This window comes from Streptomyces gobitricini, assembly GCF_039532985.1.
In the GTDB taxonomy this organism is placed as follows: Bacteria; Actinomycetota; Actinomycetes; order Streptomycetales; family Streptomycetaceae; genus Streptomyces; species Streptomyces gobitricini.
The window spans coordinates 225,135-238,876 of sequence record NZ_BAAASR010000016.1 but is presented as its reverse complement, the minus strand read 5'-3'; the positions used below and the strand labels follow the sequence as shown (position 1 = coordinate 238,876).

Sequence of the window (13,742 nt, the reverse complement as noted above, 5' to 3'; positions counted from 1 at the left end):
CCTCCGGCGCCGGGGCCCCTTTCCCGTACCGGTCAGGCGGCTCGGTCCAGGTCGCGGCCGCGGACCTTGCCCTCCCAGACGCTCGCCACGACGGCGGCGACCATCGTCGCCACGAACAGGCCGCTCTGGTAGGGAAGCTGGTGCATGGCCAGTGACAGCGCGCCGGCCAGGAGGCCGATCGCCACCGCTCGGGCGCTGGTGAAGCAGGACACCACCAGGCCGATGTACGTGGCGTAGATGGCGAAGTCCAGCCCGAGGCCGTCGATGCTGCTGAGATCCTTGCCGTAGATCCAGCCGATCAGCGTGGAGGCCAGCCAGGCGACGTACACGGCCACCGACGCGGTCATCACGTTCCAGTGCTGGTAACCGCGCGGGTCGGCGTCCTCGCGGTACCGCTTGGCGGCGAGCGCGTACACGGCGTCCGTCATGCCGAAGGCGAGGGCCGAACGCCAGGCGGGGGAGAGGTGCTTGACGTACGGCGAGAGGGACGCGGAGTAGAAGACGTGCCGGGCGTTGATGACCAGGGTGGTGAGGACCACCAGTGGCCAGGCCGCCCCGGACGCGAGCATGCCGATGCCGACCATCTGCGCGGAGCCGGCGTTGACGAGGGCGCTCAGCAGCATCGTCTCCAGCAGGCTCAGCCCGGACTGTTCGGAGACGGCACCGACGAGCAGCCCGAACGGGACGGCGCCCACCACGATGCCGATGGACGTCACCGAGCCCCGGCGTATCTCCAGGATCCGGGAGGGAGCGGGGGCGGCACAGGCCGCGGCGGTCATGGGGGACGCGGCCCTCCGCCGGAGCGCGGTCACAGGGCCAGTCCCGTCAGGGCGAACGCGGCGACGGAGGAGGCGAAGACGAGGAAGAAGCTGTCGCGCCTGACCGCGCCCACCGCGAAACCGACGAGGGCGCCCACCAGGTAGGGCGTCAGCCAGGACGGACCGCCGCCGTCGGTCTTCGGCGCCAGCAGCACCGAGGGAACGATGATCGCCATCAGGACGGCCGGCATGACGTACGGCAGCGCCTGCTCGATCCTGGGGGAGATGGACGACGGTTGCAGCGGACCGAAGAACGCGATACGGACGGCGAAGGTCACCGCCCCCATCAGCGCGATGGTCACCAGGGTCATGGGGGCCTCTCAGGGGTGTCGGGAGGGACGTGCGAACGGGAGGTGGCCGCGGCGGGTCACGCCGCGGCCACCGGGGGGAAGGTCAGGAGCCGTCGGCGAGCAGCAGGCCGGCGACCAGCTCGGGGCGGGTGACGTTGAGGTAGTGGCCCCCGTGCCCGGTGACCACCGTACGGACGTCCCGGCCCAGCTCCCGCCAGGTGTCCGCGGCCTCGGCGCGGCCACCGGTCAGCGGGTCGTCGGTGGCGACGACCACGGTGACGGGGAGGTCGAGCGGGGCGTTCGCGAGCTCCTTCAGGGCCTGCCGGAACCCGCGGGTCGCCTCGACCGTGTCGTACCGGAACGAGGAGGCGAGGTCGGCGCGTTCACGCGCGGACAGCGTCCGCACCTCGTCCAGGCCGGTGTTGTCGACGAGCCAGTCGAGGATCGCCTGCTCCGACATGCCGAGGACCTCGTTGGACGTGTGGTCGGCCGAGTCCGTGGACCTGAGGATCTTCGAGACGACCAGCAGGCGCTGGACGTCCACACCCAGGCGGCGCAGCTCCGGCACGAGGAGCAGCCCGGTGGCCGAGCCCGCGCAGTGGCCGAGCACCGTCACGGGCCCGTCGACGGTCGCGGCGACTTCGCCGGCCAGGTCGGCGGCGAGCCGTTCGACGGGGACCTGGGGCCGGGTGTCGGCCGCGGTGCGGGCCGGGAGTTCGACGCCGAGGACCCGGACGTCGCCGCGGGCGGCGAGCTCCGTGGCGAGCGGGACGTAACTGACCGCGCTGCCGCCCGCGAACGGTACGCACACGACGGTGGCCACCGGGTCGGTGACGTCCACGCCCGCCGCCCGGGTCAGGTCCACCAGCAGCGGCCGTTCGCCGCCCGCCGGGCCGGTGAGGAGGGAGGCGAGCTGCCGGGGCGTGGGGTGGGCCAGCAGGTCGCGCAGCGCGATCCGGCCGTCGGAGAGGGCGGCGACCTTCATGGCGGCGATGGAGTGGCCGCCGGACTCGAAGAAGTTGCCGGTCGCGGACACGGTCGCCGGGTCGGCGTCCAGGGCGCGGGCGAACAGGGCGGCGACCTCCCGCTCCTCGTCGGTCGCCGGGGCCTCGAAGGGCCGCTCGTCCACGGTGACCCGGCTGTTCTCCAGGGCCTTGCGGTCGGTCTTGCCGTTCGCGGTGAGCGGGAACTCGTCCAGGCGGACCAGCGCCTCGGGGTGCATGTAGCCGGGCAGCAGCTCGGCCAGGCCCTGGCGGAAGGCGGCGAGGTCCGGCTCGGCGCTTCCGGTGTAGTACGTGACGAGACGGGTCTCGCCGGACACCCGCCGGGTCAGGGTGACCGCTCCGGTGACGCCGGTGAGCCGCCGCACGGCACTGTCGATCTCCGACAGTTCGATGCGGTAGCCGCGCACCTTCACCTGGTGGTCGGTGCGTCCGGCGCAGTCCAGGACCCCTCCGGGCAGCCAGCGGCCGACGTCGCCGGTGCGGTAGAGCGTCCCGGAACGGTCGTCGAGGGTGTTGGGGCGGAAGACGGCGGCGGTGCGGTCCGGGTCGTTGACGTAACCGAGGCCGACACCGGCGCCGGTCACCACGATCTCCCCGTAGCTGCCGAGGGGGCGGGGCGTGTCGTCGGGGCCCACGACGTGGATGCCGGTGTTGAGGACCGCGCGGCCGACGGGGACGCGTACCGCGTCGACGGGGGCTTCGACGCGGTGGTGGGTGACGTCGTCGGAGGCCTCGGTGGGGCCGTAGGCGTTGACCAGGGGGATGTCCGGGTACTGGGCGAACCAGCGGTGCGTGAGGGCCGGGGGCAGCGGTTCGCCGGTCACCAGGTTGACCCGCAGGTCGGGCAGGGGCAGCGGCCGCAGGGACGTCTCGGTGAGCAGCGCGTCCAGGTAGGACGGCACCACTTCCAGGACGGTGACGCGGTCGTCGGCGACGGCGCGCAGGAAGCCCGGGACGTCGACCACGGAGTCCTGGGTGTAGATCACGGTCGACGCGCCGCGCGTCCAGGCCACCAGGAGCTGCCACACGGAGATGTCGAAGCACTGGGTGGCGATCTGGGCGACCCGGTCCTCCTGCCCGAGGTCCAGGTCGACGACCTTGGCCAGCAGGTGGTTGAGCATGCCGGAGTGGCGGATCAGCGCCCCCTTGGGCTCACCGGTGGAGCCCGAGGTGAAGATCAGGTACGCCGCGTCGGCGGGGCCGGGCCGAGGCGCGGGGGCCCCGGTCGCGTCGAAGTCGGCGGCGTCCTCGGGGACGAGGACCTCCACCGCGAGTCCCGCGTCGGCCAGGGCGGTGCGGTAGCGGGGAGCGGTGGTGTCGTCGGCGACGACGTGGCGGCAGTCGCTTCGGCGCAGCACCTTCGCCACCCGGTCCATCGGGTAGTCCGCCTCCTGCGGCAGGTACACCGCGCCGAGCTTCAGCAGCGCCAGCACGGTCACCGCCCATGTGACGCCGCGCGGCAGCACCGTGGCGACGGTGTCGCCCGCCGCGACCCCGCGCGAGCGGAACCAGGCGGCGAGGTGCTCCGACTCGCGGTCGAGTTCCCGGTACGTGAGCTCCCGGGCGCCGTGCGTCAGGGCGGTGCGGTCCGGGTGGCGCGCGGCCTGCGCGGCGAACAGGTCGACGAACGTGCCGTCGGGCAGCTCGTGATCGGGTCCGGCGAATCCGCGCAGCAGGGCGAGCTCCTCCGTACCGAGCAGGGCGCCGGTGTCGCGCGGGGCGTCCGGGTCGGCGGTGAGCTGCTCCAGGGCGCGCCGGTAGTAGCCGCCGATACGGGCGATGTGCTCGGAGGCGTGGGCGTCGCTGTGGAAGTGCAGGCTCAGCCGGACCTCGTCGGTGACCGCGTCCTGGGAGAACTCGGCACGGAACGGGAACTCGGTCTGGGCGTTGACCACCGACCGTACGAGGCCGAAGCCGTCCCGCTCGGACAGGTCCTTCAGCACGTGGAAGTGGGTGAAGTTGAAGACCGTCTCGAAGAGGGTCTCCTGGGTGCCGGCGGTCTTCTTGATCTCGGCCATCGGGTAGCGGCGGTGGGGCAGCATCCCGGTCTCGGCGCGGTAGACGGCCCGCACCAGCCCCGCCCAGGTGTCCGTCCCGGTGAGGTGGATACGGAAGGGCACGGTGTTGAGGAAGAGCCCGGCGAGCTTCTCGCCGCCGTCCACCTCCGGCCGCCCGGAGTGCTCGTAGCCGGTGAGCACGTCGTCCGTGCCGGCGACGAAGCCGAGCACGGCGGTGTGCACGGCGAGCAGCAGCGACTTGACGGGGACGCGCAGCCGGCCGGCGGTGGCGATGACGGACGCGGAGAGCTCCGGCGGCAGGTCGACGTCGTGGAGGGACACGCCCGGGCCGGCGGTGTCGCTGTCGGGCAGGCGGGGCAGCGCGGTCTTCTCCGCGCCGTCGAGCAGCCGCTGCCAGAAGGCCGCCTGCTCCTCGGAGGCGACGGCGTCACGCTCCAGTGCCACGAAGTCGCGGTACGACAGGGCGGGTTCGTGCGCCGGGACCGCCGTACCGTCCAGGAGGGCGAAGTAGGTGGCGAAGATGTCGCGGTGGATGGTGTTGACGCTCCACCCGTCGAGGGCGGCGTCGTGGTAGCTCAGCGAGTACTGGTAGGAGTCGTCGGTGAGGAGGTGCAGGTGGACGCGGACCAGGTCGGGGGTGCCGTAGGTGAAGCCGTCGCCCAGCTCGCGCTCCGCGAACTCGTCGAGGGCGCGGGCCTGCCGGTCCGGGCCGAGGCCGCGCAGGTCGTGCACCGACAGCGGTGCGGGGGTCCGGCCGTGCACGAGCTGCACCGGCTCGCTGAAGCCGGCGAGGTGGAAGGAGGTGCGGAACACCGGGTGCCGGGCGGAGACCTCGGTGACCGCGCGGGAGAACGTGTCGAGGTCGACCCGGTCGTCGATCCGGTAGCTGAGGATGTCGTGGTACATGCCGACGCTGTCGCTGCGGGTGGCTTCGTAGATCAGCCCGATCTGGAGCCGTGACATCGGGTAGGCGTCGTCCAGCCCGTCCGGCAGCAGCGCCCGGTCGGCGTCCGGCAGGAGCGCGAACGGTTCCCGGTCGGTGTCCTGGTGGGCCGGTCCGGCGGTGGCGCCGCCCGCCGCGACCAGTTCGGCCAGCTCGGCGACGGTGGGGTGGGCGAACAGGTCCTGGAAGGTGAAGTGCAGCCCGGTCGCGCGGGCGCGGGCCAGGACCGCGATGAACTTGATGGAGTCGCCGCCCAGTGCGAAGAAGCTGTCGTGGACGCCGATCCGCTCGGTGCCCAGGACCTCGGCCCAGATCGCGGCGACGGTCTCCTCGACCGGGGTGCGCGGCGCGATGTGCTCACCGGTGGCCGCGGGGGCGACGGACGGCAGCGGCAGGCTCTTCAGGTCCCGCTTGCCGTTGTGGCTGGTCGGGATGGCGGTCACCTCGACGAGGTGCCGCGGCACCATGTACGAGGGGAGTTCGGCGGTGAGCGCGGCGCGCAGCGCGTCCGCCCGGTAGCCGTCGCCGGGTACGACGTACGCGACGAGCGCGTGGTCGCCGGCGGCGTCCGGGGCGGTGGTGACGGCGCAGTCGGCGACCCCGGGAGCGGCCGAGGCGACGTGCTCGATCTCGCCGAGTTCGATGCGGTAGCCGCGGATCTTCACCTGGGTGTCGATGCGGCCCAGGTACTCGATGGTCCCGTCGGGGAGCCACCGGGCGAGGTCGCCGGTGCGGTAGAGGCGCCCGGCGGGCTCGAAGGCGTTCGGTATGAACCGCTCCTCGGTCAGCTCGGGGGCGTTGAGGTAGCCGCGGGCCAGGCCGGTGCCTGCGATGCACAGTTCGCCGGGGGTGCCGATGGGTGCCCGGCCGCCGTCGCGGGTGCGGATGTGGAGGCGGATGTTGTCGATCGGACGGCCGATGGGGACGGTCCGGGTGGCGTCGGTGCCGGCGCACGGCTGGCAGGTGACGTCGACGGCGGCCTCGGTCGGACCGTACAGGTTGACCAGCTCGGCGTGTGCGCCCAGGTCGCGGGTGAAGGCCTGGACGTGGGCGACGGCGAGCGCCTCACCGCTGGCGAACACCCGGCGCAGCGAGCCGAGCCCCGGGGAGCCGCCGGTGGCGGCGGTGTACTGGAGGAAGGCGTGCAGCATCGAGGGGACGAAGTGGGTCGTGGTGACGCCGAACTCGGCGATGCGCCGGGCGATCAGCTCCGGGTTCTTCTCGTCCCCGTTCGGCAGCGTCACCACGGACGCGCCCGCGAGCGACCACCAGAAGATCTCCCAGACGGAGACGTCGAAGGTGAACGGCGTCTTGTGCAGGACGGTGTCGCCGGGGCCCAGCGGGTAGGCGCGCTGCATCCACCACAGCCGGTTGACGATGGCCCGGTGCTCGACCATGACGCCCTTGGGGCGGCCGGTGGAGCCGGAGGTGTAGATGACGTACGCGAGGTGGCCGGGGCCGCTCACGGCGGGCAGGTCGGTGCCGTCCTGCGCGGCGACGTCCGGGTCGTCCACGTGGAGGGTCGCCCGGCCGGGTACGGCGTGCGCGGTGTCGTCGTCGACCAGCACCAGGCCGGTGCCGCTGTGGTCGACGATGTACGCGATCCGGTTGGCGGGCAGTGTCGGGTCGAGCGGCACATAGGCGCCGCCGGCCTTGAGCACCGCGTACACCGCGACCAGCATCCGGGGCGAGCGGGGCAGGCACACGCCGACCACGTCGTCCGCGCCGACGCCCCGGTCGCGCAGGACGCGGGCCAGCCGGTTGGCGGCCGCGTTCAGTTGCGCGTACGTCACGCCCCCGTCGGCCACGGCGATGGCGTCGGGCGTGGCGGCGGCGCGTTCCTCGAGGAAGCTGTGGAGCGTCCGGTCGGCCGGGAAGTCCGCGTCGGTCGCGTTGAACTCCCCCTCGATCAGCGAGAGTTCGCGGTCGGTGGGGGCGAGCAGGGGGCCGAGGGGGAGCGTGGTGTCGTCGAGCAGCGCGTCCAGCACGCGGGCGAAGTCGGCGCCCAGGCGCTCGGCGGTGGTCCGGGAGAACAGCCGGGGGTCGTAGGACAGCGCCAGTTCCGCCGGGCCGCCCCCCTCGCCCGTACGCAGGTCGAGGAGGAGGGGGCAGCCGCGCTCCTCGGCGTGCCGCTCGGTGAGGTCGCCGTCGAGCGCCAGCATCAGGTCGCCGGGCCGCACCTCCTCCGCGTCCAGCCACGCCCCGAGGGGGATGTCCAGGTGGGCGAGGCCCTCCAGGTACGCGTCGCGCACCGCGCCGAGCAGTTCCCGGCCGGTGGTGGCGGGGCGCACCTCGGCGGCGACCGGCAGGGCCGGGGCCGCCGCGGGGGAGGGCGCCGGCAGCAGGACGGCGACGTCCGCCCGGTCGGTGGCGCGGGCGGCGAGCACCGCCAGGGCGGAGCCGCCCAGGACCCGCAGCAGCACCGGGTCGCCGCCGGTCAGGGCGCGGGCGGCGGCGGTCGCCCGGGCGGGCAGCGGCACGGTGACGGCGGGGCGGGCGCCGGTGTGTTTGCGGGAGTGGTCGCGTACGAGCACGGTCGGCTCGGCGAGTACGGCGGGGTGCTCCTGCCAGAACCGCAGCTGCTGGGGGAAGTCGTTGAGGGCCGACTGGAGTGCGAGTGCGTTGCTCATGGTTCGTCCTTGGGGGGTGGAAGGCGCTAGAAGGAGAAGCTGGCGGCGGTCGCCGCGGGTGTCGTCCGGGCCGGTGGTGCGGCGGGCGGGAACACCGGTGAGTCCGGGGCGGTGAGGAGTTCGTCGAGGGCGGCGACGACCCGGTCGAGGAGGAACTCGGCCGATGACGGGTGGAACAGGGCGGTGCTGTACTCGAGTTCGAGGAGCGTGCCCTCGGGGCGCTCGTACGCCTGGAGGTTCAGGTCGAAGCGGCAGGTGCCCTGGTGGAGCAGGGACACCCCGACGCGCCGGCCGTGCCGGCGGAAGCGGTGGAAGCCGATGTTCTGGAGGGCGAAGAAGGCGTCGAAGAGCGGGTTGCGGGAGGGGTCCCGCTCCGTGACGACCTGCCGCACCAGCCGCTCGAACGGGTAGTCCTGGTGGGTCAGCGCCTGGTGGTGGTGGTCGGCGGCACGGCGCAGCACATCGGCGTACCGGTCCTGCTCGGTCAGCCGCAGCCGCAGTGGCACGGTGTTCACGAACATCCCGACCAACCGGTCGAGGTCCGGGTGGGAGCGTCCGCTCATCGGGCAGCCGACGACCAGGTCCCGCTGGCCGGTGATCCGGCCCAGCGCGGTGGCGTACGCGGTGAGCAGCACGCTGAAGGCGGTGACACCGTGCCGTGCGGCGCTCTCCCGGACGGCGTCGCCGCGCTCTGCGCCGAGCCGGTGGCGCACCACGCCGCCCCGGGTGGAGCGGACCGGCGGGCGGGGCAGGTCGGGGCGGAGGTCCAGCGGGGCGGGCGGTTCGGCGAAGACCTCGCGCCAGTACCGCTCGGCGTCACCGAGCGCCCCGGAGGCGAGGCGGTCGGCGAACCACTGCGACGCGTCGCCGTACCCGGCGGGCAGCGGGGCGGGGGCGACCCCGGCGTACAGGTCGAGCAGGTCCTCCACCAGGACCGCGAGGGACACCCCGTCGAAGACGATGTGGTGGACGTCCAGGTAGAGGCGGTCGGCGTCCGGGCCCGGCACCAGCAGGGCACGCAGCAGCGGCGGCCGCTCCAGGTCGAAGGGGCGCACCAGCCGCTCCAGGGCCTCGGCGTCGGTGGGCACCCGCTGCTCGTCGGCCGTGGTCACCTCGGCGGCTGCTTCGGGGCCGTGCACCTGGTGGACCTCGTCCGCGTCGAGCCGGAACCCGGTGCGCAGGGCGTCGTGGCGGGCGACGAGCGCGGTGAGCGCCGCCTTCAGCCGCCGGGCGTCCAGGCCGGGCGCGATGTCGAGGCGGAAGGGGATGTTGTACGCGGTCGACGACGGGTCGGTGCGCCACAGCGCGTACAGGGCGCGCTGCTGGGGGTGGAGCGCGGAGGTACGCCGGCCACCCGGTTCGGCGGGGAGCGGGGCGAGTTCGGTGCGTTCGGCCGTGGCCACCGCCTGTGCGACGGCCGCCAGGGTGCGGGTCTCGAACAGCCGGCTCAGCGGGAGCGCCGCACCGGTGGCCCGGTGGAGACGGCCGGCGAGCGCCCCGGCGGTGATGGACGTGCCGCCGAGGTCGAAGAAGTCGTCGTCGGGGTGGATGGTCGCGGCGTCCAGGTGGAGCACGTCGGCCCAGAGGCCGGCGACGCGCTCCTCCAGCGCGGTGCGTACCGGTGGTTCGCGGTGGGTGGGGCGGGCGGGCGGCTGTGGCAGGCGGGCGCTGTCGACCTTGCCGTTGGCGTTCAGCGGGAGGGTGGGCACCGCCACGACGCGGTCGGGGCACATGTACCCGGGCAGGGTGCGGCGGAGAGCCGCGGCGACGGAGTCCTCGCCGGAGGTGCCGTCGAGCACCGCGTAGGCCACGAGCCGGCGGCTGGTGCCCTCCCCGGTGACGAGGGTGTGCGCGTCGCGGACGCCGTCCGTCTCCAGGAGCGCGTTGGTGACCTCCTTGACCTCGACCCGGTGGCCGCGGATCTTCACCTGGTCGTCGGTGCGGCCGTGGAAGGACAGCACGCCGTCGGTGTCGGCGCTGACGAGGTCACCGGTGCGGTAGTGGCGGGCGCCGTCGACGGTGACGAACCGCTCGGCGGTGAGGTCGGGCCGCCCCAGGTACCCGCGGGCGAGGCCCTGCCCGCCGGTGTACAACTCGCCCACCTGTCCGGGGGCCGCCGGGCGGCCTTCGGCGTCGAGGACCAGGACGGTGGTGCCGCTGATGGGCCGGCCGATGGGGATGGCGGTGCGGTGGTCGCGCTCGATGGGGAACACCGTGGTGAAGGTGGTGTTCTCGGTGGGCCCGTAGGCGTTGAGGATCCTGAGCCGGGGGCAGGCGGCGCGGAGCAGCGCGATGTGCCGGCAGGAGAGTACGTCGCCGCCGACCAGAAGGGTCTCGAGTCCGGCGAAGAGGGTGGGGTCCTCGTCGACGAGCTGGTTGAACAGGGGTGCGGTGAGCCACAGGACGGTGGTGCCGGCGTCCCGCAGGGCGGTCTTGAGCCGGGCGGGGGTGAGCAGGACGTCCTCGTCCACGAGGTGCAGGACGGCTCCGTTGAGCAGCGCGCCCCAGATCTCGAAGGTGGCGGCGTCGAACTCCAGGGCGCCGGTGAGCAGGAAGCGGTGGCGGTCGGAGAAGTCGAAGTAGTCGGCCCCGCGTACCAGCCGCACGATCCCGGCGTGCTCGATCATGACGCCCTTGGGGCGGCCGGTGGATCCGGAGGTGTACATCACGTACGCGAGGGGGGACCCGGCCGCGGACTCCCCGACGGCCGGTGACGCCGGCGTGGCGGTGGCCACCATGGCTTCCAGCTCGTCGAGGCCGAGCAGCCGGGTGCCCTCCGGCACGGCCGGTGCGAGGCCGTCGGCGAGTCCGGGGCCGCAGAGCAGCAGGGGCGGGAGGGCGTCGTCCAGGAGCCGGTTGATCCGCCCGGTGGGGAAGGACGGGTTGACGGGGAGGTAGGCGCCCCGGGCGAGGACGACGCCGAGCATGGCGACGACCGCGTCGACGGAGCGGGGGAAGGCCAGTGCGACGAGCGTCTCGCGTTCCACGCCCAGGGCCGCCAGTCGCCCGGCGACCGCCCGGGCCCGGTCCCGCAGTTGCCCGTACGTCAATCTCCGTTCGCCGTGCACCAGGGCGAGGGCGTCCGGGGCCCGCTCGGCCTGTTCCAGGAAGAGCCGGTCGACGCGCTGGTCGACAGGGGATGGGTGGTGAGCTGGCATGGGCGGTCCCTACCTCCGGCGGTACGTGTGACGAAAAAAAGAATAGGGAGCGTTCTGTATTTTTTTCGGGGCGTACCCACACCGGGCGCCACTTTGCCAACTCGGCCACCGCCCCCGCCCCGGGAAGCGGGTGGAGCTACGGGTGGAGCTAACAGAACCGCGTAGATGGTTTGTTTGACGCGCCCCGGGGGTGGCAAACTGGCTTGCGGGCATGCGTCGACGGCTGGTTGTACGCGGATTTCCCGACCCATTGACATACCAAGAGGTTGGTTTCTACTGTCGTCCCGGCGAGAGGGGTGGGGCTGTGGCGAAGCAGGAGAGGGCCGAGCGGACCAGGGCGAATCTGATCCGGGCGGCCGCGGCGGTGTTCGACCAGGTCGGTTACGAGCGCGCCACCCTCGCGGTGATCAGTGACCACGCCCAGGTCACCAAGGGCGCGCTGTCGTTCCACTTCGCGGCCAAGTCCGATCTCGCCCGCGCCGTGCAGGCCGAGGCGTGCGCCACCTCGGGAGCCGCCCTGCGGCTCTGCGCCGAACGTCCGGGACCGGCGTTCCAGACCGTCGTCGACATGACGTACACGCTCGTGGGGCTGCTGGAGAGCGATGTCGTCACCCGGGCCGGGGTCCGCCTCGCCCGTGAGCTGGAGACTCCGGAGGACCCGGCCCTGCACTGTCACGTCAACTGGCTCGGCAGCCTCTTCCGCGCCCTGCGGCGGGCCGAGGCCGACGGGACGGCGCTGCCCGGAGCCGACGCGCGGTCCGCCGCGGCGCTCGTCATGTCCGTCATCGTGGGCGCCGAGACGATGGCCCGGACGCGCGCCGACGCGGCCTTCGGCGAGGTCCTGCCCGCGCCGCGCGAGACGGCCCAGGAGTGGCTGGGGCGCATGTGGCACGTCGTGCGGCCCGTCCTGGCGCCGGCCGCCTGAGGTCCTGAATGCCGGAAGCCCGCATATAGGTGCTCAATACACGGACCTTGACGGGATGCGGCCGGGGCGCATAGCGTCGCCCGGGAAGGGACTGAGCAAGCGCTTAGGAAGAGGCGTTCGTGCCGCACACCGATCCGTCCACGCACCACCCGGCGTCCACGCACCACCCGGCGCGCCCCGAGGCCGTGCTCACCGCCCCCGGAGCGCCCTTCGCCGTCGAGACGACCGGGGACGGGCCCCCGGTGTACGCCGCCGGACCGCGCACGCTCCGCGAGTTCGCCGAGGTCACCTGGGCCTTCGGCGAGCGGCCTTTCCTCGTAGCCGAGGACCGGACGTACACCTACGGCGAGTTCTTCGCCGCCGCCTGCGCCCTCGCCCGCCGCTTCACCGACGTGTACGGGCTGCGCCCCGGCGACCGGGCCGTCGTCGCCATGCGCAACCACCCCGAGTGGCAGGTCGCGTTCTGGGCCGCGCAGCTCGCCGGGCTCGTGGCCGTACCCCTCAACGCCTGGTGGACCGAGGACGAGTTCGCGTACGCCCTCGACGACTGCCGCCCGCGTGTCCTGCTCGTCGACGGCGAGCGGGTGGAGCGCGTACGGGCCTGGGCGCGCCGCGCACGGGTGACCGGCCTGGTCTTCCACGGGGAGGCCGAGGAGGGCTTCGAGCGGTACGAGGACCTGCCCGCCGCCGATCCCGCGCTCGGCCCGCCGGACGTGGAGGTCCGGCCCGAGGACGACGCCACCATCATCTACACGTCAGGCACCACCGGGCGGCCCAAGGGTGCCGTCGCCACGCACCTCGCGCAGGCCGGGGCCGCGATGAACCCCCGCTTCCACGCCGCCGTCGCCGCGCTGGAACGGGGGCAGATCCCGGGGGCGGGCCCGGCGCCGGTGTCGCTGACCACGTTCCCGTTCTTCCACGTCGCCGCCTTCACCTCGTTCTACGCGGTGATGGCGGCGGGCGGCACGCTCGTGCTCATGCGCAAGTGGGACGCCGCGAAGGCCCTGGAGCTGATCCACCGGCACGGCGTGACCCACTACGCCGGGGTGCCGGCCACCGCGCTCCAGCTGCTGGACGCGGCCGGGGACGGGGGCCTCGGGACGCTGACCCAGCTCAACACCGGTGGCGCCGCCGCCCCGCCCGGCCTCGTCGCCCGCTGCCCCGAGGGCGTCGAACCCCGCAACGGCTACGGGCTGACCGAGACCAGCGGCGGCGTGCTGGCCACCTTCGGCGCGTCCTACCGGCGCTTCCCCGGCAGCGTCGGGCGGCCCACCCCGGCCACCGAGGTGCGGATCGCCGCCCCGGACGGACGGGCGCTGCCCGACGGCGAGGTGGGCGAGCTGTGGCTGCGCGGCCAGTCCCTGGCGCGCGGCTACTGGGAGGACCCGGAGGCGACCGCGGCCGCGTTCACCGCCGACGGCTGGTTCCGCACCGGTGACCTCGCCACCGTGCGCGACGGGCGGGTCAGCGTCGTCGACCGGCTGAAGGACATGGTGATCCGGGGCGGCGAGAACGTGTACTGCGTGGAGGTCGAGGCGGCGCTGTACGACCATCCCGACGTGACGGACGCGGCCGTGCTCGGCGTGCCCCATCCCGTACTCGGGGAGGAGGTCGCCGCCGTGGTGCGGCTGCGGCCGGGCGCCACGGCCGGGCCCGGGGAGCTGCGGGCGCACGTGGCGCGGAGCCTGGCGGCCTTCAAGGTGCCGGCGCACGTCCTCGTCCAGGACGGGCCGCTGCCGCGGAACGCGACGGGCAAGGTGCTCAAGCGGGACCTGCGCCAGGAGGTACGGGCCAGGGTCCGCCGGGAGGCCTAGGCACGGAGCGGCGGCCGCCCGCGGGTACGCGCCCGGAACCGGGGCCCGGGCGCGGGTGGTCGGGGGCGGGTGCGGGGCCGGGCTGCGGGTGGTCCGGATGGGTGCGGCGTCCGGGCCGGGTACGGGGCCGGGGGCCGGGTGC

The 13,742-nt window shown here is 73.8% G+C and carries 6 protein-coding genes; 2 read left to right on the top strand and 4 right to left on the bottom strand.

From position 1 onward, the window contains the following. Window positions 1–32: 32 nt before the first annotated feature. The 4 genes from ABD347_RS15350 to ABD347_RS15335 all read right to left on the bottom strand — a co-directional run bounded on the left by ABD347_RS15350 (window position 33) and on the right by ABD347_RS15335 (window position 10,861). Window positions 33–779, bottom strand: coding sequence for an AzlC family ABC transporter permease (locus ABD347_RS15350; RefSeq protein WP_344361278.1), 747 nt, complete (start codon window positions 777–779; stop codon window positions 33–35). A gap of 29 nt (window positions 780–808) precedes the next feature. Next, window positions 809–1,129: an AzlD domain-containing protein gene (locus ABD347_RS15345; protein ID WP_344361276.1), complete on the bottom strand. Its 321-nt coding sequence runs from the start codon at window positions 1,127–1,129 to the stop codon at window positions 809–811. Between the two features lie 82 nt (window positions 1,130–1,211). Beyond that, window positions 1,212–7,703 carry an amino acid adenylation domain-containing protein gene (locus ABD347_RS15340; RefSeq protein WP_344361273.1) on the bottom strand — a complete coding sequence of 2,164 codons (6,492 nt, stop codon included), beginning with the start codon at window positions 7,701–7,703 and terminating at the stop codon, window positions 1,212–1,214. A 26-nt stretch (window positions 7,704–7,729) separates the two neighbouring features. Then, the gene (locus tag ABD347_RS15335; protein WP_344361271.1) at window positions 7,730–10,861 is read right to left on the bottom strand and encodes an amino acid adenylation domain-containing protein; all 3,132 of its coding nucleotides are present in this window, start codon (window positions 10,859–10,861) and stop codon (window positions 7,730–7,732) included. 304 nt (window positions 10,862–11,165) lie between these two features. On the opposite strand from ABD347_RS15335, the gene ABD347_RS15330 reads away from it, so the two are divergent. Both ABD347_RS15330 and ABD347_RS15325 read left to right on the top strand, forming a co-directional pair. Next, entirely contained in the window at window positions 11,166–11,786 is a 621-nt protein-coding gene (locus ABD347_RS15330) for a ScbR family autoregulator-binding transcription factor (protein WP_344361269.1), read from the top strand. A gap of 119 nt (window positions 11,787–11,905) precedes the next feature. Beyond that, window positions 11,906–13,600: a class I adenylate-forming enzyme family protein gene (locus ABD347_RS15325; RefSeq protein WP_344361267.1), complete on the top strand. Its 1,695-nt coding sequence runs from the start codon at window positions 11,906–11,908 to the stop codon at window positions 13,598–13,600. Window positions 13,601–13,742 lie beyond the last annotated feature (142 nt).

Excerpts from the sequence above, each read along its gene's own strand:
- ABD347_RS15335 (WP_344361271.1), bottom strand. The coding sequence starts at position 10,861 with ATGCCAGCTCACCACCCATCCCCTGTCGACCAGCGCGTCGACCGGCTC.
- ABD347_RS15340 (WP_344361273.1), bottom strand. The coding sequence starts at position 7,703 with ATGAGCAACGCACTCGCACTCCAGTCGGCCCTCAACGACTTCCCCCAG.
- ABD347_RS15350 (WP_344361278.1), bottom strand. The coding sequence starts at position 779 with ATGACCGCCGCGGCCTGTGCCGCCCCCGCTCCCTCCCGGATCCTGGAG.
- ABD347_RS15345 (WP_344361276.1), bottom strand. The coding sequence starts at position 1,129 with ATGACCCTGGTGACCATCGCGCTGATGGGGGCGGTGACCTTCGCCGTC.